Origin of the sequence: Pseudomonas sp. NKUCC02_KPG (assembly GCF_019345465.1) — a bacterium.
In the GTDB taxonomy this organism is placed as follows: Bacteria; Pseudomonadota; Gammaproteobacteria; order Pseudomonadales; family Pseudomonadaceae; genus Aquipseudomonas.
The window spans coordinates 66,173-85,587 of record NZ_JAHKRC010000006.1; the positions used below are offsets into that span (position 1 = coordinate 66,173).

Annotated in this window: 17 protein-coding genes and 2 pseudogenes; 12 read left to right on the plus strand and 7 right to left on the minus strand. The window is 52.2% G+C overall.

Annotated features, from left to right (window positions below):
* Positions 1-201: 201 nt before the first annotated feature.
* The 3 genes from oxlT to KO536_RS09845 all read left to right on the plus strand — a co-directional run bounded on the left by oxlT (position 202) and on the right by KO536_RS09845 (position 3,857).
* The gene (gene oxlT / locus KO536_RS09835; protein ID WP_219261781.1) at positions 202-1,479 is read left to right on the plus strand and encodes an oxalate/formate MFS antiporter; all 1,278 of its coding nucleotides are present in this window, start codon (positions 202-204) and stop codon (positions 1,477-1,479) included.
* A 16-nt stretch (positions 1,480-1,495) separates the two neighbouring features.
* Positions 1,496-3,085 carry a gamma-glutamyltransferase family protein gene (locus tag KO536_RS09840; protein ID WP_219261782.1) on the plus strand — a complete coding sequence of 530 codons (1,590 nt, stop codon included), beginning with the start codon at positions 1,496-1,498 and terminating at the stop codon, positions 3,083-3,085.
* Positions 3,086-3,224: 139 nt separating this feature from the next.
* Positions 3,225-3,857 (plus strand): hypothetical protein, encoded by a 633-nt coding sequence (locus KO536_RS09845; RefSeq protein ID WP_219261783.1) that lies wholly within the window; start codon positions 3,225-3,227, stop codon positions 3,855-3,857.
* 383 nt (positions 3,858-4,240) lie between these two features.
* Here the strand turns inward: KO536_RS09845 and KO536_RS09850 are convergent, their stop codons facing one another.
* Positions 4,241-4,630, minus strand: a complete 390-nt coding sequence (locus tag KO536_RS09850) for a MerR family transcriptional regulator (protein WP_219261784.1) — start codon at positions 4,628-4,630, stop codon at positions 4,241-4,243.
* Between the two features lie 74 nt (positions 4,631-4,704).
* Here KO536_RS09850 and KO536_RS09855 point away from each other — a divergent pair, with 74 nt between their 5' ends.
* The 3 genes from KO536_RS09855 to KO536_RS09865 all read left to right on the plus strand — a co-directional run bounded on the left by KO536_RS09855 (position 4,705) and on the right by KO536_RS09865 (position 7,954).
* The gene (locus KO536_RS09855; RefSeq protein WP_219261785.1) at positions 4,705-5,775 is read left to right on the plus strand and encodes an SDR family oxidoreductase; all 1,071 of its coding nucleotides are present in this window, start codon (positions 4,705-4,707) and stop codon (positions 5,773-5,775) included.
* Positions 5,776-6,225: 450 nt separating this feature from the next.
* Positions 6,226-7,272, plus strand: a complete 1,047-nt coding sequence (locus KO536_RS09860) for a S9 family peptidase (RefSeq protein ID WP_219261786.1) — start codon at positions 6,226-6,228, stop codon at positions 7,270-7,272.
* Positions 7,273-7,465: 193 nt separating this feature from the next.
* Positions 7,466-7,954, plus strand: a complete 489-nt coding sequence (locus KO536_RS09865; RefSeq protein ID WP_219261787.1) for a GNAT family N-acetyltransferase — start codon at positions 7,466-7,468, stop codon at positions 7,952-7,954.
* Between the two features lie 220 nt (positions 7,955-8,174).
* On the opposite strand, the pseudogene KO536_RS24265 reads toward KO536_RS09865, so the two are convergent.
* Positions 8,175-8,496, minus strand: a pseudogene (locus KO536_RS24265) (zinc-binding dehydrogenase); the annotation flags it as partial.
* 2 nt (positions 8,497-8,498) lie between these two features.
* On the opposite strand from KO536_RS24265, the pseudogene KO536_RS09880 reads away from it, so the two are divergent.
* Positions 8,499-9,026, plus strand: a pseudogene (locus tag KO536_RS09880) (LysR substrate-binding domain-containing protein); the annotation flags it as partial.
* 368 nt (positions 9,027-9,394) lie between these two features.
* Positions 9,395-9,919, plus strand: coding sequence for a hypothetical protein (locus KO536_RS09885; protein ID WP_219261789.1), 525 nt, complete (start codon positions 9,395-9,397; stop codon positions 9,917-9,919).
* Positions 9,920-10,703: 784 nt separating this feature from the next.
* Here the strand turns inward: KO536_RS09885 and KO536_RS09890 are convergent.
* From KO536_RS09890 to KO536_RS09900, 3 genes are all read right to left on the minus strand, one after another.
* Complete coding sequence (locus tag KO536_RS09890) at positions 10,704-12,155, minus strand: APC family permease (RefSeq protein ID WP_219261790.1); 1,452 nt, start codon at positions 12,153-12,155, stop codon at positions 10,704-10,706.
* 188 nt (positions 12,156-12,343) lie between these two features.
* On the minus strand, positions 12,344-12,634 hold the full coding sequence (locus tag KO536_RS24520; protein WP_219261791.1) for a helix-turn-helix transcriptional regulator: 291 nt from the start codon (positions 12,632-12,634) through the stop codon (positions 12,344-12,346).
* Complete coding sequence (locus KO536_RS09900) at positions 12,631-13,035, minus strand: hypothetical protein (protein WP_219261792.1); 405 nt, start codon at positions 13,033-13,035, stop codon at positions 12,631-12,633. Before KO536_RS09900 ends, KO536_RS24520 begins: the two co-directional genes overlap by 4 nt.
* Positions 13,036-13,285: 250 nt before the next feature.
* Here KO536_RS09900 and KO536_RS09905 point away from each other — a divergent pair, with 250 nt between their 5' ends.
* Both KO536_RS09905 and KO536_RS09910 read left to right on the plus strand, forming a co-directional pair.
* A complete protein-coding gene (locus KO536_RS09905; protein WP_219261793.1) occupies positions 13,286-14,188 on the plus strand; it encodes a phytanoyl-CoA dioxygenase family protein in 903 nt (300 codons plus the stop codon).
* Between the two features lie 317 nt (positions 14,189-14,505).
* Positions 14,506-15,384, plus strand: coding sequence for a serine hydrolase (locus KO536_RS09910; RefSeq protein ID WP_219261794.1), 879 nt, complete (start codon positions 14,506-14,508; stop codon positions 15,382-15,384).
* A gap of 10 nt (positions 15,385-15,394) precedes the next feature.
* Here the strand turns inward: KO536_RS09910 and KO536_RS09915 are convergent, their stop codons facing one another.
* Entirely contained in the window at positions 15,395-16,501 is a 1,107-nt protein-coding gene (locus KO536_RS09915; protein ID WP_219261795.1) for a tRNA-dihydrouridine synthase, read from the minus strand.
* 122 nt (positions 16,502-16,623) lie between these two features.
* Between KO536_RS09915 and KO536_RS09920 the strand changes: the two genes are divergently transcribed.
* Both KO536_RS09920 and KO536_RS09925 read left to right on the plus strand, forming a co-directional pair.
* Positions 16,624-17,505, plus strand: a complete 882-nt coding sequence (locus KO536_RS09920) for a LysR family transcriptional regulator (RefSeq protein ID WP_219261796.1) — start codon at positions 16,624-16,626, stop codon at positions 17,503-17,505.
* A gap of 225 nt (positions 17,506-17,730) precedes the next feature.
* On the plus strand, positions 17,731-18,183 hold the full coding sequence (locus KO536_RS09925; RefSeq protein WP_219261940.1) for a hypothetical protein: 453 nt from the start codon (positions 17,731-17,733) through the stop codon (positions 18,181-18,183).
* A gap of 220 nt (positions 18,184-18,403) precedes the next feature.
* Here the strand turns inward: KO536_RS09925 and KO536_RS09930 are convergent, their stop codons facing one another.
* Positions 18,404-19,297 carry a LysR family transcriptional regulator gene (locus KO536_RS09930; protein WP_219261797.1) on the minus strand — a complete coding sequence of 298 codons (894 nt, stop codon included), beginning with the start codon at positions 19,295-19,297 and terminating at the stop codon, positions 18,404-18,406.
* Positions 19,298-19,415: the final 118 nt, after the last annotated feature.

Below are 19,415 nucleotides of genomic sequence, written 5' to 3' on the forward strand. Positions count from 1 at the left end.
ACTATAATATTAAAACCCTTCATGGTTTATTATTAAGTGCCTGTTTGATTTTTATTTTCTGCGGCGATAGCGGAATAATTAATTGTGTCTGCTAATTATTAATCGTCAGGCGAATGGCTTTTATATCTCGGCACTTAAAGCTTTTGGCATGCGGTTTGCTCTCAATCATTGTGATATTAACTTAGTTGCGAGTGCGGTCCAATGAATAGAGAACAATACTTAGCAGAAAGCACCAGGGTTGAGTTATTCAGTGCCCGTGGCTATCAGTTGGTCATTGGTGTTATTTGTATGATGGCTATTTCCAGCCCGCAATATGTCTGGACACTTTTCACCGCCCCCCTCACTGAAAAACTGGGTGTTTCGCTGGCGCAGGTTCAAATAACCTTTTCATTATTGATTATCCTGCAGACCTTCTTTTCGCCAGTACAGGGTTATCTGGTCGATCGTTTTGGTATTCGTACACTCGTGGGTCTCGGTTGTGCGCTGTCGGGCCTCAGTTGGATTCTGGCCAGCCAGGCCTCGTCGCTGAGCATGCTTTACCTGAGCTACGGAGTGGTCGGGGGCCTGGGTACCGGAATCGTTTATGTCGGCATCATCGGCCTGATGGTGCGCTGGTTCCCTGATCGCCGCGGCCTTGCCGCCGGGGCTGTGGCTGCCGGGTATGGCATGGGCGCCATGATCACCACCTTTCCTATCAGCAACAGTCTGAAAAGTGCAGGCATGGAAACCACAATGCTGACCTTCGGTCTGGCGTTAGGGCTTGTGGGGCTGGTGGCATCGCGCTTTCTGCGCCAACCCCCGACATCGCAGAGTGATGATCCACTGCCGAAAACGAAACAAATCGTAGTCGATGTGCCACCGCGCGAAGTGCTCAAGACACCTGTGTTCTGGCTGATGTTTGCCATGTTTACCATGATGTCGACGTCAGGCCTGATGGTCACTTCGCAAATGGCCAGTTTCGCCGAGGACTTTGGAATGACGTCCGTGATGGTGATGGGTATGGCTGCCTTGCCACTAGCCCTGACCATCGACCGGATATGCAATGGCCTGACACGGCCGCTGTTTGGCTGGATCTCCGACCGCTACGGCCGCGAGAACACCATGGCCTTCGCGTTCTTCTTCGAAGGTATCGCCATGACCCTTTGGCTGCTGACCAGCGATAACCCAGTGCTGTTTGTCCTGCTCTCTGGCGTTGTGTTCCTGGGCTGGGGCGAAATTTTCTCGCTGTTTCCTTCGACCCTGACTGACACCTTCGGTACACGTCACGCCACCACCAACTATGGCTTCCTGTACATGGCGCAAGGAATCGGTTCGATTTTTGGTGGCCCGGTTGCTGCGCTTCTGCACCAAAGTACCGACAGCTGGTACCCGGTTTTTGCTGTTGCCATCAGCTTCGACATCATTACCGCCGGGCTCGCCTTTTTCGTCCTTAAACGCATGCGCGCCAATTGGATCGCCAAGCACGCTATGAAGTCTTGAATAAAGGATAAATCGTATGTTGAACACTACCCTTGCTGCTCGCGGAATTGCCGTAGCCCCTCATAGTCTGGCGGCACAATCAGCCCTGGCCGTTTTGCGCGAAGGCGGCAACGCCATCGAGGCCATGGTCGCAGCGGCTGCCACGATCGCCGTGGTTTACCCTCATATGAATAGCCTGGGGGGCGACGGTTTCTGGTTGATTGTGCCAGCTCAAGGCGCGCCACTCGCAATCGACGCCAGCGGCCCGGCGGGTAGCCTGGCGACGCTCTCTCGATACGACGGCATGAGCAAGATCCCGACACGTGGTGCCGACGCCGCAGTCACCGTCGCGGGCACCGTTGGCGGTTGGCAGGAAGCGCTGGTCGTAGCGTCTGAGCTGGGTGGAAAAATCCCGTTGCCACGCCTGCTGGAGGATGCCATCCACTACGCGTACGCCGGGATCCCCACCACCCCGTCGCAGCATCTGGCTACTTCCAGCAAACAAGCCGAACTGCAAGGCATCCCGGGATTTGCCGAAACCTTTTTGCACAACGGTGCTGCACCTGAGGCAGGTAGCCTGTTCAGGCAGCCGCGCCTGGCAGCCACCTTGCTCACACTCGCCGAAACAGGTCTGGACAGCTTCTACCGGGGTACATTGGCCGACTCTATAGCCAAAGACTTGAGCGCGCTGGGCGCACCGGTCACCCGTGAGGATTTGGCCAACTACCGAGCCAGGCGCGTACGCCCTCTGGAGTTGGAGCACAGTGCTGGCACCGTCTACAACCTGATACCGCCCAGCCAGGGACTGGTATCGCAACTGATCCTGGGCATTGCCGACCATGCCGGTCTTGGTCATTACTCTGCGGACGGGGCTGATCATGTCCATACCTTGGTCGAAGCGACCAAATTGGCCTTTGCTGTACGCGACGCCCATATTACCGATCCTGAGCATATGACGATCGACCCGCAAAGCTGTCTCGATCCAGCCTACCTGCAAGCACTTGCGGCACAAATCAACCCTCAGAAAGCCGCGCCTTGGGGCGAAGGCAAAGGCCCCGGCGACACCGTCTGGATGGGTGTGATCGATAACGACGGGCTAGCCGTATCGTTCATCCAGAGTATTTATCACGAATTCGGCAGCGGCATCGTGCTGCCAGAATCTGGGCTGAACTGGCAGAACAGGGGGGCTTCATTCAGCCTGGATCCGCAGCACCTTTTGACCCTGAAACCCGGAAAGAAGCCTTTCCATACCCTCAATCCTGCTGCAGCACGCCTGAAGGATGGAAGCACCATGGTTTACGGCACCATGGGCGGTGATGGACAACCGCAGACGCAAGCTGCTGTGTTCAGTCGCTACGCCGTATTTGGTCAGCCGTTACAGCAAGCCGTGACGGCACCGCGCTGGTTGCTAGGGCGTACCTGGGGTGAAAGTTCCGACACATTGAAAATGGAGTCGCGTTTTAACGATGAAGTTTTGAATGAGCTCAAGCGTCGAGGGCACGAAGTAGAGGTATTGAATCCTTTTTCCGAGACCATGGGCCACGCGGGAGCAGCGGTTCGGCTCGTTAATGGATCATTTGAAGGTGCATTTGACCCGAGGGGCAATGGAGCTGCTGCCGGTTATTGACAACTGAATGTGGGTTAGCGAAAGCCAGCGACTGAAGCATGGCGCGACGAGGTTGATTTTTCTATTAGATAAATTTACAAATCTATCGCGCACTGATTAAAATAAATAAAAATTTAAAAATCATGCCTTGGGTGAGCTCGTGAAAAGTATTTTGATTGCATCTGTCTTGTTAAGCTCCGTGCTTTCTTTAAAGGTTTTGGCGAGTGTGTTAGAAGTCGAGCATAAACTAATTGAGCAGCGCTGGTATACGTTCGAAGACGTGATAAAAAAGAGAAGCACATATAACAGGGTAGATATTTCGCGAGGGTACATCGAATACTATTTCGAGGGTGATAAATATACCCCCCAGTATCCAGAAGAGAAATTGTCACCGCGCCAAAAATTCTATTCCAATCATGGCAGCGTTGGAACCTATGCGATTGCTGATTATGAGACCGAGCTAGACAGGGCGTGCATAGATGTTGTCTCTGGTTCTTTAGGGGCATTTATAGGTGACTATGAAACCTCCAAAAGATCTGATAGACAACAATATAAGCGAGTCGTAGTCGGCATAAGGTCTTTGACGTACAAAGGCCCTGAGTATAACTTCAAGAGCCCTTCATCTTGGTCGCCTGTAGCGTTACCCAAGGACAATAGAAGTCTTCTTTGTGATATTTATGAAGTCAATAGCAAAGAGAGTGATATGAAATACATTGTTTATGCTGCTTCAGAGGCTACCGCTATGTTTGACGAAATTCATGCGATCCCACTGCCTGACAAGAAGGTCGAGTAATTAAAACTCTTCGCACTCATGCTGCGGCCCCCATTGCTCTGGCATTAGCTGGATCAACCTTGAGGCGGTGAACTGAATAATGGGTTTTGAACAATTGGCTCAGCTAAGTGACCGACTTCGGGCTGGAAAGGAGCAAGAGCTGTCTGGCACGATGGGCGGCAATTGGACGAGAGCTGGCCTCCGTGACGGGCTGCTATTGCCCACCGCCGGACGGATACAGATGATCGAGTTGGTGCCGCATAGATGGGCGCCGGTTTAACCATGCAAGGTCTGTTGGGCGGATGTTTGCTTTCCATGACCTGGCCAGAAGGCTTTAGAAAATGCTTAAGGGGGCTTGAAACTTAAAGCAGGCTGCAGCTTCCGAAGCTCTAGATGCTGACCGTTCAGTTGGAAGAGTTGTTCAACTGCTGAAGCTCAAGTTGTTTGGCAGCACTGGCTTCGAGGTTTGCACGCTCTTCATCCAGATACCGATAAATACTTTGAAGGTTGGCGATTTTCTGTTTGACTTCTGCCATCTTTTTTTCAATTAGCTTGGCGCCGTCAGCACAATCGATCAGCTTATTCCGCTGCGCATCCAGAATCTCGCCTATTTCCCCCAGGGAAAACCCCATGCTTTGCGCGCGCTTGATAAAGTCCAGATCCTGCAGAGTTTGCGCTGTGTAATCGCGATAGTTGTTAGTTCGCCGCTGCGGTGAGATCAGGCCGATTTGCTCGTAGTAACGTAGTGTATGGCGGCTGGCACCGCTGCGGGCCTCGAGTTCGCCGATTTTCATGAAAACACCGCTTGACCATAGAGTTTGGTCGATAGTTTACGCTTGGTTCCTCAACTTGAACAAGGAACAGGGAAATGAGCGTGGAGTGCTTTGTCACGGGGGGTACCGGTTTCATCGGTCAACATTTAGTGGCGTACCTGAGTGCAAAAGGTCACACCATTAGGGTGTTGATGCGCCGCCCGGAGCGACTAGTTGAACTGCGGGAGAAAATCGACAAATTGGGCGGGTGTGCGACCCGGGTATTTGCCGTAGCTGGCGATCTGGAACGAGACGAACTAGGGCTGAGCCTTGCTGATCGAGAAGTGCTAAGGCACGCCAGCGTCGTATTCCACCTGGGCGCACACTTCGCTTGGGGGCTTTCAGTCGAGCAATCTCGTGCGGTGAACGTAGAAGGGGCAAAGCGCGTTGCGCTGCTGGCGGCTGAGCAAAAGAGCCGGTTAGTGATGATCGGCGGCTACATGCTGAAAAACCATGAACATCTGCAACGAATCGGAATTGATCCTCGTTATCCGGAGCGGACGAATTGGCCTGCCGTCTACCTGCATGTCGGTGGTTACGAGGCGAGCAAGCTGGAAGCGCATTTTGCGACCTTGGAAATCATGTCCGCCCTGGGTGGGGAGATTACCGTTGTCCACCCCTCGACGGTCTGTGGGCACAGCCGCACGGGGCATATCGTTGACGGTCAGCCGCTAGTGGAGCTGATACGCAACCTTGTGCAGGGAAAGCTGACTGCAGTGCCTGGTACGGCCAAGCATTGGCTGCCACTGGTCACCGTGGATTACCTGGTTGAACTGGTGGCGGTTTGTGCTTTTGATCCTGCCATGGTTGGTCAGGAACTACTGGCGCTTGATGACCAAACGCCCAATTTGCGAGAACTCTTGGCACAGTTGGCACAGCCTTTGGGCATAAAGTCTCCCAAACATCATATTTCACTCCGATTGCTGAAGTTACTACTGAGAATTCCTCCCGTCGCGCGGATGTTGAATACAAAGCCCGAAGCCTTGGATTTCATTCAGACCACTCGTTTTGATACGGCGGCGGTCGAGCAATTTGCCAACAGGTATGGAATAGCCAAGCCAGATATACGTCAGTCTTTGCAGCACACTGCAACGTTCGTCAACTCATATTGCATAGCCAAGGGCTAAGCCCTCTGACTTATCCTTTGGGGGACGACATAGTTCTCAGCCCCAATTAAATGGACCTTTCTAAGGTAAGTAATGCGGACTCATCAACTTGGAAGTGCAACCATCGTGCTTGAAGTCGGCCCTTGTCGAGTCATGTGGATACTATGCTGTGAGAGCAGGGTGCATCGTCGCCTCTAGCTTGAGGGGATGTTTAACTAACGCTCAAATGCCTCAATAAACACTTGGGTTGGTGGGATCATTCGTAATGACGGGCGCCGCACATGGCTGGGGCCTGGCAAGGACGGAGCGCCGAGCAGTTTCGAGGCCGAATAAATTGGGGTTAGCCTGACCGGTAAGAGCGCTCCCGTCCTTGCGTAAAACATTGCAGTCACGAACCATAAGCTCTGCTTCGTCTGGCGCTGACGATTTGGGCCAGCTGGCCTGAGCTCATGAAACGAAAAGGTAGTGACGATGCATAAAGTAATCTGGACGAAGCGTAATCGCGGATGGTTGATTTCCGTCGTTTGCCTCATCCTGGCAATCGCTTTTGTAGTTCTCTCGCGTCTTGACACTTATGGGCTGGATCGCAGAGTAAGTGAGCCTTTTAGATTCGAAGCCAATGGACTGCTCCTGGCGGGAACGCTCTGGCTTCCTGACCAAACTGCAACTGCGGCAGTCGTTCTGGTTCACGGGGATGGCCCGCAAGATCGCACATCGCAGCAGGGTTACGATCCACTCATCAACGCTCTTCTTGATGCAGGCATTGCGGTTGTATCGTGGGATAAACCGGGCATTGGGGATTCGCAGGGGAACTGGCTCAATCAGTCGATGGCTGACCGCTCTGTTAACGTGCGCAGCGCGATTTCTACCCTGCGCAACAAGTTACAAGGGATCCCTGTTGGTGCTCTTGGGTTTTCGCAAGCCGGTTGGGTACTACCCCGCCTTACGACGAATAGTGCGGACTTTCTTGTACTGGTTGGAGGCGCCGTATCCTGGCAACGGCAAGGAGACTATTACACCAGGACGCGGTTGCAGCGCTCAGGGATGCCTGAGCCTGACATTGAACGAGTGATGGCGGAGATGGCCGCAGATGACGAACGTTTGTTTGCCTCTTCACAAGTGCCGCCAGCAGCCCTTCCGGGCGGTATGAGCCCGGAGCGGTGGGCTTTTGTGCGCCGAAGTCTTCATGAAGATGCAACCCATGATTTGAAAGAACTCGAGATTCCAGTGCTTGCGTTGTGGGGGGCGGACGATCTGAATGTAAATCCTGAAGTCAATGCAGATATTTACCGAAAGACTGTAGGGGGCAACCATCCCGCAAACCGGATTGAAGTCATACCGGATGCAAGTCATGGACTCCTGAGGGCGGTTCCCTACAACACGCAACTAACCAGCGAATGGCCCTGGCTAACCACGCTGAGATTCCTGATGGAAGGCCGTCATGCCTACGCCCCTGGTGCCCTTGAAACGATAACCGAGTGGGTTCATGCAAGAGCGGGCGTAACTGAGGCACGCTAAAAAGCGGATACGCTACTCATTTAGTGGGGGCCTGAAATGAGTAGCCTCGGTTTTCGTAGGTGTTCGGTGACCGCTATTGGCCGAATACTCCCTTGCTTGAACGACAGCCATCGGCCATTTGCGGACAAAACATTGCTTTCCATCCCCTGAGCTAGTCGCTAAATTACTGACTCATGGAGCTTAGAGACGAGCAATGAAACTGAACCACAGGCCAGTGAAGGCTAGCGACGTAAGAAAGATCTGCGGCTTTCCTCAGAACGCTCAAGAGTTGTTTTTCATGTTTCCGAAGGCGCACTTCCCGTTAACGGAAACGCAGTTGAATATCGCAATCTCCCAACGCTTCGACTCTACCGTTGTGGAGATCAATGGGACTGTCGTTGGGTTTGCCAATTTCTATCGAGCTGAACGCAATGGCGTTTGCTGTATCGGCAATGTCATCGTCTCGCCGAGCGCTCGGGGCGAAGGAGTGGCTACGTTTATCGTAGAGACGATGACCGTCTTGGCATTCGAGCGTTATGGAGCCAACGAGGTGCAGATTTCCTGTTTTAACGAAAACACGGCAGGGCTGCTGCTCTACCCCAAGCTTGGGTTTGTCCCTTACTCCATTGAGGAGCGACCTTCTTTGGGAAACGGCCGATCGGCCCTCATACACATGACGCGCAGCAGAAGCTCGACAGATTGAATACACAGTCGATTACTACCTTGGATGACAGGCTGAAATCGACCCGAGGCAATCCTTCGTAGAGGGCAACTATCTACATTCTTGGGTATGACGATATCGCGTCGAACGGCATCAGATCCTTGCCGTCCGAGATGAGATAGGCGAGCGCCGCGGTCGGTCCACCCGAGTGAAGTGCTGAGGTGGCATACCTGATCACCTCCATGTCGCCTGATTTAAAGGGTTAGGAAACTTTGATAACCACTTTGCCAAATGCGCCTCGGGCCAGGTGCTCGAAAGCCTTGTGGGCGTCTTCGAATGAATAGGTCTGATTGATCACTGGGCGGATCGCGTGTTCGTTCAGGAATTCGTTCATGCGATCAAACGACGATCGAGGCGCCACTGCGATGCCGCGGATAGTTGTCTGGCGGAAAAATCAACGGCATCAGGCTCAGCGTTGTGGTCTGACCGGTCAGAAAGCCGATTTGCGCGATCTTGCCGGCGGCCTTGGTTGCCAGGATGGACTGATTCAAGCCTTCCCCACCGGCGACATCCAGTAGCAGGTCATAGAACCGTCGATTTGGTCGCAGAAGGTGTGGACTGTGCGCTGAGAATCGGCGGGTTACCAAGTTCGAGCCTGGTAGCCCGTCGCATCGGTATGGCTACCATGATCATCTGCGCGGCGCCCCAATACCTGAAAGAACACGGCGAGCCCAAAACCTTAGAGGATCTAAGAGCACACCGCGGTGTGACCTTTCTCTCTGGCCAAAACCAGCGCCCGCTGGCTTAGCAATTTATGGATGGGGCTCGCGAGCAATCCCACATCAGCCGCCAGGGCATCACAGTCAACGAGTCCAACGCCTATGTCGAGTGTGGCGTCGCTGGCTTCGGCATACTTCAGGCCCCTGGTATTACTCTGGACCGTTTTTTAACCGACGGAACATTGGTTGAGGTGCTGCGAGCCTATCGTCCGCATCCAAGGCCCGTGTCGATCCTGTACCCCAGCCGCTCGCATCTGGCGCCGCAGGTCGAGGTTTTTGTTGATTGGGTTCGCGAACAATTCCCCAAACTTTATGGGCGCTGGCTAGAGAGTTAGCGCAAAGCGGAAGTGACCCGCTTCGGTCATTCAGAACTGGCTAATTGGCAAAAGTCAGACAATTGAACGCGTCTATGAAATCAGGGGGATTCACTGTGAACCCAAGCACTTAATAAGATACAAAGCTACAAAACCTGTAAAAAAAATCAGGTAAGGCTCCGTCTTCGCGAGCTATGCTTTCATTGCCTGATAAAACTAAGTAGTAATTGTATAAAATCGAGCTCTGCCTATTGATCCACTTAGTCAATGCAAGGATCTTTAAGGTGATAAAAAAAGCGTAGGTTTTTTTGAAATAATACTCTACTTAAGAAGCTAAGAAGCTAAGAAGCTAAGAAGCTAAGAAGCTAAGAAGCTAAGGAGCACTGTATATGTCATTTCAGAACACGGACATGCCGACAAAACTTGAGACCCAACTGTCTGAGGATTGCGTCGACTTCTACGGCATAGCTTCAGCAACCGAAGCCGCAATCGACGACCGCTTGAGGACTTTAAGCATTGAGCCGTCGCTTGAGGACTTTTTGGGCGTAATGGATGGCCTTTGGACCCTACCCACAAATACAGGATGGTATTTGAGTGTATACAACTTTAGTGGAAGCCTTATAAGCCTTAGCCAAGGGTCTTGGATTGCAACTGGGCGTGCAACTGCAAAGTCTTCTGCTAGCCGGGAGTTTGAGATGCCCTGGAGCATCGAGTATTACGCACCGAATGACACCATCGAATGGACCACTTGGGGGCAAACGCAGATTTTTAAACAGGTCTCCACAGCAGACTCACCGATAACCTGGCAGAATAATACTGACTCAAAGAAGTTTGTAGTGCTTGTTAGGAGAACCGTTCCATTTGGAACCGTTAATCTCGCAAAGTCTTCATTTCTACAACATAACGGCACATAGCCAACAGTCCCCAGGCGCTGGTATTCCAGAGATTCATGTAACCATGAGTAGTGGCAGCCCTGGGACCTCTTAGAAACACCTCCCATTCATGTGGCAGAGCTAGGGCCGAGGCCGGGGCGCCTCATTGGAAATCTCGCTAAGCACTTCTCGAATTCTTTGATGATACTGAGATCACCAAAACGAGTACCGAACCGCGCCGGCGGTCTGCTTTAGGCCGATTGCAACCAGTACACACAGGCAGCAATCGGCCAAAAGCAGCCCTTCGCGATAGGTAGTAATCGGCCGACTCTGATGAAAAAGTAGCTCCCTTGTCTAGCTTCCGAAAAAAAGCTTCATTGGTCGGCGAGGGATCACACACCTTGATGGGAGAGTTATCGATTGGGCAGGATCTGCTAGTTTTACTAGTTCAATCTTGGAAATCATATTCCAGCCAATTATTGCTAGGCATTCGCTCAAAGCGGTGGTTGTGCGAAGAGGCCTATTGAAAATTGGCGTATCGCTGGTTCTGCCGGTTATGCCTTGAAATGAAGTCCCCAATCACGCGACCTTTCTAAGAATAGACACGGTCGTTATCTGGCTGGGGAGCGTTGTCGCGCTACCTCGATGACAGGGACCGTGCCCATTGATAATAATTGGGCGGAGAGCTGGATCCGAATTTGCGCTTTTCTCACCCGCTGCATCACCCCAAGCGCCTGCGTACAGTGGTCCAATTTCGACGCGGTTCGTTCTTTAAAGACTAATTACGACTCGATAGCCGGATAATGCCCGGCTATTTTAGAGTTCCCTAAACAGCTATATCACGAGCAACATGACCCTTTCGGTTGTTAAATAGCGCCGAAAGATAGCCATAAGCAAACATCCCCAGGATCATTAGTTGGAGCCATATCCCTGAACCTGGCTCGCCACTGGTTAGCACATGAAAATTAACGGTTGTTATAAGTGTAAAACCAGCGATTCCGATAAGAGCAAGCAGTGGGCAGACGGTGGTTTTGAAACTAAAAGCCTTGCGCTTGATAAAAAAGTAAAGAACTGCGCCGCTAGTCAAACTCATAAGAAGAAGCATTGCATATGTACCAACTCCGCCAACTTGTGCGTACAGGACAGAGGGGTCGGCTTTGATGAAAATCGTGGTGGCAATTGCCCATCCAATAGTGCATGTTAAACTAGCTATGTAAGGTGACATGTGCTTGGGGTGGGCTTGGCTGAATTTTCGGTGGATCGCACCGTTTTGACTTAATGTATAGATGTATCGGGCTAGCGCATTGTGCAGCGAAAGCAAACAGGCTATCGCAGAAAGTATTAGAACACCGCGCGTGATGTCGACGCTGGTTTTTCCCATGTAGGTGGACATTGCGTTCAGAAATAGACTTGATGCATCTTTAGACGCGGCAGTCATGACCTCTTCTGTCCCGTAGGCCGCAATCGTCATCCAAGCGCTAAAAGCGTAGAAAATGCCGATGAATAGTACTGCGGCATAGGTAACGAAGGGGATCGTTTTTTTGGCGTTATGCACTTCATCTCGGTAAACAGCTGTCGATTCGAAGCCAATAAAAATGATAATTGAAAACAGAAAAGCTGTAGTAAAACTCCCATCAAATAGGTGTGTGGGGGAAAGCGGTGCTAAAGAGATATTAGTTGCTCCTTGTGAGATAGGAACAATCAGATTAAACGCAAGCACCACTGCAATCTCCACGAGCATGACGATAGTTAGCACCTTTGCGGATAGGTCAATCCGGAGGTAGGATAATATACCGCTCGTTACAAAGGCGATTGCGCTTCCTATATACCAAGGCGTACCTGCAATGCCAAATATATCAGAGAGAAAACTCGAAAAAACGGGGCCAATTAGTGCGATGGTGCAAAACCCTAGCGTGAAGTAAGCAAATATGGCAACGAACGCCGTACCCTGCCCAATATTAACCCCCCATGCATGGGCCACATAAGCATAAAAAGCTCCAGGCTTATAAACATGTTCAGACATCGCTACAAAACCGATACTAAACATCAGCATTAAGGCTGTAGCAGCAAGAATGAGGGCGGGAGCGCCGACTCCGCCACCTTGGATTACAAATGGAATCAAACTGCTTACCGATGTTACCGGTGCGGCAAACGCCAAGACCGAACAAAGCAGCTCCCAACTCGACATCTTTCCTTTTAGCCGCTTAGTTTCAGGTGCGTGTTGCTCATGCTCTGTCACTGCATTTATGGATAGCATGGTCCCATCTGAAGTTGTCATCATCATCACCATCGATTGTGCACGAAAACTGGCAGCGTGGGCATGTGGATTAAACCGCTTTAGAGGAATAGTTGTATAAGCGAACCATCATGCCATCAGATGACTATCTGCGCTTTTACTCCGCGCCACATCAACCTTTGGGATGAGATGGCTTGCAAGATGAGTCGTCCCGCTAGCGCTGCAAGGCTTCATTGCGCACCGCTTAACAGTGCAACTGCCTTAGCTCTACTTGTAACTTGAAGTTTTTGGAATATATGCAGTATATGTGTCTTTGCCGTCGGCAACTCCATGTCAAGCTGGGAAGCTATAGTTTTATTCGGCTCGCCCGCAAGCATCAACTCTGCTACCGCTCTCTCTTTAGGTGTGAGCTTGTATCGTAACTCCAGATCACTATTTAAGTTTAAGAGGCGAACTGCTGGCAGAATGGAAAATGTATACTGTAGATAATTGCAAGTCTCTCTGATGTAGGGGGAGTTCAATTTCCGCCCATTTTCTTGTTGAAGTAATGCGGCGGAAGCAACAACGGTTCCACCGGCCCGAAAATCAAATCCATTTCCTCATGGATATTATATTTATGAAGAAATGGTTGATATTCTTCAAGAAGATATTGGTCGTGGGCCTTTTTGGCATCGGAAAGAGTTTCAAAACTGCTGGAGCTCCGAATTAATAATTCAGCACGTAAAGGATCTGCGTTGTGATAGCGATCATAATACTCGGTGATCATGCGTTCATCAGCACCAGCTTGTACATGGGGGGGCTTGGTTTTGTGAGTCTCATACCAGGTAAAGACGACGGCGGTGCAACCACTCGTGTTTTTCAGGAAAGAGACAGTGTTCTGAGCAAAATCACGACACCTTGTACCTAGCTCTACGTTCTGCATTCTAATTTCTCAATATGTTGCACTGTTTTAGGGCGCGACGCTAGCGCTTGCTTTATTGTGGAGCTTAAATGCTCTTTTATTAATTAAAGCTTCTAGCTTACATAGGGCGAAGCACAACCCGTGCCACCCCGCGAGTATCAATATTGCGCCCTCATACTTTAGGTTGATGCGTCACGTCATCTATTCGCATAGACTTATGTAACTCATGTAATGATTCAAATGTGCGCCAACTTAGAATATCGGAGAAGTTATGACTCTTATCCACCTCCCTGCAAACTGTTCCATTGACGAGGTTGTAAGCTGTTTAGATTCGGATGGGTATTGCATCATCGATAATGCCGTAAGCGATGATGTCGTAGATGCTGTTAATGATCAAATCCAGCCGTATTTAGACCGCACGCCAGAGGGGGAGAATAATGCTTTAGGCAAGCTCACGCGTCGCTGTGGTGCCGTTCCAGGAAGATCGACAGCATCTCACGCGATGGTCATGCACCCCATCGTACTCGGCGCAACTAGGAAGTTTTTGTGCAGAAACTCTTCCAACATCCAACTCAATCTTACACAGGTTATTTGCATAGATCCTGGACAGAAAGCGCAGTTTTTGCACCGAGATGAGGGCGCGTGGGACTGGTATGATCATTTCCCAGTGAATTTCCATATTGAAGTAAGTACAATTTGGGCAATGGACGATTTCACCGAAGAGAATGGCGCCACTCGGGTTATACCTGGTAGCCATAAGCATAGCTTGCTTCCACTTAGCTTTACACAAGCTGACTCGCTTGCTGCCGAGATGAAGAAAGGCTCTGTATTGATTTATACCGGCAAAACTATTCACGGGGGCGGAGAAAACAAATCCAAGGGAAGTCGCCGGGCGTTGAATATTGATTATTGCGTCGGCTGGGTTCGTCAAGAGGAGAATCAATACCTTTCAATTCCAATAGAGGTTGCTAAGACCTTTCCCGATGAGCTTCAGCGGTTAATTGGCTACGAAATGGGGGCTGCAAGTATGGGCTACGTCAGGGAGTTTGAAGATCCACGTGTGGCGCTTTATCCAGAAGAACCATTTGATCAGAAATTTTTTATTGAGCTTCTGGAGAAAAGCTCACGGTTTTCGAATATTGCGAAAAGCGTATATAATTACGTTAAAAAATAATCAGTCGTTAGTAGTCGTTACGCTATCCAACCGCACCGGCTGAACTCGGTTGCCAAGGCACTTGGTCAAGCCGCTTTTATTAGCGGCTTACTGTTATCCAGTAATTATTTAGACCTGCGCTCCCATGGCCTATCGTCGGCTGATTCCATTTCTAGCCAGCATCCGTTCAGGCGCTGTTAACTGCGGATGCGCCAGCGGCGCTTAATCCCGTCCCTCAGAACATGACATAAATCTCAACCTGACTTTCCGCCCTCCGCGTGAGGTTGAATGGGATATCTTGTTGAGGCGTCAATCCGCTCAACCATTCAGGGAAGTCAATGCTGAGCTCACTCGTATCAAATGGTCAGCAACCTGCGTCCTGCCGATCAGAACTGGCGGTGCCGTGGTGGAGCTTTACCAAGACCCTCCTGGCCGCTACCGCTCTGTCTTTGGTGCGTGATGGACGGCTCGGACTGGACGCCCCGGTTCGTGATCAACCGTTCACATTACGCCAACTGCTTCGACATGAGGCAGGGCTCGCCGACTATGGTGAGCTTGCGGATTATCACGCCGCTGTCGCTAACGATGAGGCTCCATGGTCAGTAGACGAAATGATGCGGCGCCTTGAGGGTGCCCGGCTTCGATATAGCCCCGGAACCGGATGGCGTTACTCCAATGTGGGTTACCTGCTTGTAGGCAGACTTATTGAGCAGGTGACCGATCTGTCGCTTGAAGAGGCAGTGGCTCGATACGCACTGATGCCTACGGGACTTTCCAATGTTTATTTCGCTAAAACGCGAGCAGATTTACGAGACTCCTGCCTTGGAAATCAATCAAATTACGACCCTGGCTGGGTCTATCACGGCTTGCTGATCGGCCCCATTTCGCAAGCAGCGCTATTCCTCGACCGACTTCTCGCGGGGCATCTCCTCCCTGCGGGCTTGCTCCAGGAAATGCAGGAAGCAAAAACTTTGGGCAGCCCGATTCCAGGACGCCCATGGATTACACCGGGGTATGGTCTGGGTTTGATGCTGGGTCCGATTGAAGGGGGCTTTACCCTCTGCGGACACACAGGTTGCGGGCCTGGTGGCGTCATTGCCGTTTACCGTATCTGCGACGGCGACGCATCGGCGTGCTGTGCTGTTTTTGACGAAGGTAGCAGTGAAGGATCCGTCGAAACCCTCGTTGTCGATAAGCTGTTACAGGCTTTGGGGTAGTGGGGTGGTGTCACGCCAACGTCAATTCACTGTCCTTGATATTCGCAATCGGCCCAAGGATCGAGGGGTCGAATTCGTCCAGGGCAGTATGGGTTGCCAGGCGGTGGGGAAGATCGGGGTTGGCCAGGGCGGCCTTGCCCAGCGCGATCATATCGGCGCCGTCTCGTAACACCTGCTCGGCGCGTTGCGGAACATCCAGGCCACCATTGGCGATGATCGTCACCTGTGGCGCATACCGGCGAGCCAACTCAACCAAGCTTGCATTTCCCTCTGCGAACGCCGGTTTCCAGGCCTCAAATTCCGTCACATGGATGAAGTCTATGCCAGCGTCCTTGAGCGAGCCAAAAATGACCTCGGCGGCTGCTTCGCCTTCAGGCCATTTATGTTCGTAGTCATTCACTTTGCTCTGTGAAATACGTACCCCGATGGGGGCAAGCGTGCCGATGGCCGCTCTGACTGCCTTGATGACTTCCAGTGTCAGAGCAATCCGGCCAGCGACGTTACCGCCCCAGCGGTCGTCTCTCTGATTGGTGTAGCCGGTCAGGAATTGATCCAGTAGATAGCCGTTCGCCCCATGGATTTCAACACCGTCGAAGCCCGCGGCACGGGTTGCCAGCACCGCCGCTTGTGCGAATCCCGCGATGGCATCGGCGATATCCTCATCACTCATCGCTTGGGGTAGCGGATACTGTCCCTCACCGTAATAGAACTTCATCTGCTTTCCTTTCGGTCGAACGGGCGAGGGTGCAGCGGTGGCCGTTTTAAAGCGGTTGCCCTGATTCAGCGCTCCAGCGTGCATGAGTTGTGCGAATACCGCGCCATGCCGGGCATGAACACGATCGGTCACACCACGCCAGGCCTGAGCCTGTTCAACATCGCTGATCCCCGGTTGGAAGGGGTAACCCTGAGCATACTTCTGATCGGTGTACAGCCCTTCGGTAATGACCAGACCAAAGCGGCCTTTTGCGAATCGCTCGTAGTAACGCGCCATCTCAGCGGTCGCCAGGCCCGCCTCGGTAGCACTGACACGGGTCATGGGTGCTACGGCAAGGCGATTCCTCAATCTGAGGCGGCCAATATCATACTGAGTTAAAATCCGCTGATCGTAGTCATTCATTCAGTCAGTCCTCATTCATCCAAGATGCTTTTAAATAGCGATGTAGAGGACGATAAACCTGGCTTGAAACGCTGAGAAGCCAGCAAAAACGATAAGCCGCTTTATCAAAAATGGATGTAATGATGCAAATTCCAGATGTGGAAGTGTTCAGCGCCATTGCCGAAAGCGGCAGTCTTTCGGCAGCCGCTCGACGACTCGGCCTGGCGCCCATGACAGTGTCTCGCAGGCTGGCATCGCTTGAAGGTGAACTAGGCGTTCGACTGTTTCATCGAACAACGCGCTCCGTCTCACTGACGGCCGAAGGCGAAAAATTTCTCCCCTTTGCAACGACGCTGTTGGAAGCCAGTGAGGGGGCGAGGGTCAGTTTGAAATCCAATGCCGGAGCTGCCAGCGGTGTCTTGAAGGTAACTGCTCCCACCGTGTTCGGGCAGGCAGTGATCATGCCGCTGATTCCCGCTCTCCTGGCAGAACACCCGGCGCTGCGGGTTGATCTGACACTATCAGACAGCATTGTGGACATTGTCGGTCTCGGGATCGATGTCGCGGTGCGCATCTCGACCCTGCGAGACTCGACTTTAATCGCGCGTCCCCTCGCACCGAACCCTAGAGTGCTGTGCGCCAGTCCGTTGTACCTGGAGCGCCACGGCATACCCGCTACGATGGACGCACTGTTGAGCCACCGCCGCATAGCGTTGCATGGGATGCCTTTCTGGCCGTTCATGCGTGACGGTGAAGCGGTTTCCATGCGGGCGGAGGGCGTTTTTTCGGCCAACAGTGTCGAGGCGGTGCGCACGGCGAGCAGGCAAGGCTTGGGGATTGCGATGCTCACGTACTGGGACATCCGTGATGATCTGGCTGCTGGAAGCCTTTGCGTGGTTGAATTGGAGGATGTTGACCCGGAACAACTGTTCATCACCGCACTATTGCCCACTCGTCAGCACGTGCCCCATAGAGTAGGAGTGTTCCTTCAGCGCCTGGAGGCAGTGCTCAATCCCCGCGACTAATGTTCCGCGAATGCGTCGCCCGCAGCCTGATACCCACTCGCAGAGAGCGATAACAATCAGCGTTGATGGAGGCAGTAGAGGTGCACGTTCAGCCAGCGCACTGCGAATAAATCCGCTCCTGCAACAGCGCGAGTGACCGCCGACAAAGCAGAACAGCTATCTTGGACTAGTTTTATCTGGATCACTGAAGCCTCCGACCCCAATTCAACCAGGCCAAAGTTCGTAATGCTCAAAAAAATCGATTTGACGATCACCCACGATTACCTCAATCCATTTTCCTCGCCGGACGCCCCCAAACTAAGCCCGGAGCTGGTGGACTACCTGTTGGAGAGTGCCTGGTACTACCCCAAGCTGTGCCTGCAGATAAACTGCCCCGAAAATGAGCGAGAACGCCTGCAGCAAGCCATCAGCAATACCTTTGCAGAAAAGAGCGAGCAAGTCAGAGGGGATATTCTCATCCTGCGGCTGGAAGCGCTGACACTCCTGGGCATGGCACTGGTGGTGGGGCTGATAGGCAATGCGCTAGGCATTGAAAGCACCATTCCGGTGGCAGTATTTACCGTTACGGTGTGGATGCTGCTCTGGCGCAGCGCAGAGATATTTTTTCTGGATATCCGCAGCGCTTATCGGGAGTTGCGTAAGTACCGGCGCATAGCCAGCGCAACAAAGCAGTATTGATTGAAAGTGTTGAGTCGCCGCTGATTTAACAAGTGCCCTCGAAGACCCGCTCTTGGCAGACAGAAACGATACCATCAAGCAGTCCACGAAAATGGGAGTGACTTTTTATGGTCGCTTACGGCCTCTAGCAAAGGGCTGCTATCGACCGACTCTGTTGAAAAATCAGGGTCGCCCAAACAGCCTGGTCATTGACTGGTTACAACGTCTTTTTTGCACACCGCTACCCAACTTTGCGCAACGCATTGGCAACCAGCGTAAATGCGGGTGAGGGTTGTCGACGACTGGGGTAATACAGATAGTATCCGGGAAACGGTGGGCACCAATCTTCCAGCACCCGCATCAGCCTGCCTTCCCGAAGGTGCGGTTCAAACTCTTCTTCAGGGAGGTAAGCAATCCCCAGCCCGGCCAGTGTCGCATCCACGATATGGCTCGAGGTGTTGAAAATCAGTTGGCCGTCCACTCGAACGTTCACCTGGTTATCCAGCTGCTCAAAGTCCCACACATAAAGCCCGCCTGAGGTCTGCATGCGTTGATTGATACAGCTATGGCTCATCAAGTCGCGCGGGTTTTCGGGAACTCCACGGGCGGCAAAGTACGCTGGCAAGGCCACCACGGCCATCCGCAATGGCGGACCTATCGGCACTGCAATCATGTCTTTGTCGATGGTGTCACCCAGGCGCACGCCTGCATCAAAACGATCCGCCACGATGTTCCTGAATCCGTAATTGACGTCGAACTCAACGTTGATGTCCGGGTATTCGTGCAGCAGCGCAGTGAGTTTGGGCAGCAACGTTGTGCGCAGCACATGATCGCCGCAGGTAATGCGCACGGTACCCGCAGGCTTGTCGCGCATTTGCGTCAGAATATCCAGTTCTGCCTCGATTTCATCGAAGCGATTACCGATCGCTTGCAATAGCCGCTCGCCCGCGACGGTCGGCGAGACGCTGCGGGTGGTGCGCGTCAGCAACCTGATTTGCAGGCGTGCTTCCAGGCCGCTGATGGCCTGACTCAACGCAGACTGGGTAACACCCAGCACCCCGGCGGCGCGGGTGAAGCTGCCTTCGCGCGCCACTGTCACGAAAGACAGCAGATCGTTGAGGTTTCTTTTAACCATGGGGCGAAGCGCCTTTTGCAGCAATTGATTAGCTGCACTTATAGCCCTGTTAAGTATTAATTAGCTAGTCCCGTGAGTGTTCGTTCGTCACCATTGCCGACATGAATACGAATGACGG